The sequence below is a fragment of the Bacillus sp. SIMBA_008 genome (assembly GCF_046535495.1).
GTDB lineage: Bacteria > Bacillota > Bacilli > Bacillales > Bacillaceae > Bacillus > Bacillus subtilis.
Genome location: NZ_JAWRWL010001185.1, coordinates 1 through 239 on the forward strand (window position 1 = coordinate 1; position 239 = coordinate 239).

Genomic DNA, 239 nt, shown 5'->3' on the forward strand with positions numbered 1-239 from the left:
TGCCAGCAGCTGCGCGGTCGCGTCGATCCACCCCTCTGTCACGTGCCCGCCGGCACGCGAGCAGACGCGTGTGCCGCGCAGATCCTCGAAGGCGACGGCGGCCCGATCCGCCAGCGGATGCCCCTCCGGAACGAGCACCGCGAGCGGTTCGAAGCGGACCAGCTGAGACGACACCTCGGGCGACGGACGCCGCACGCGATCGAAGACGACGTCTGCCGACGAGCCTCGGCCCCCGTCCC

At 72.8% G+C, this 239-nt stretch carries 1 protein-coding gene; it reads right to left on the reverse strand.

Translation table 11 applies throughout. From position 1 onward, the window contains the following. The coding region (locus tag SB658_RS27205; RefSeq protein ID WP_410603649.1) for a LysR substrate-binding domain-containing protein at nucleotides 1-239 on the reverse strand (239 nt) is incomplete at both ends.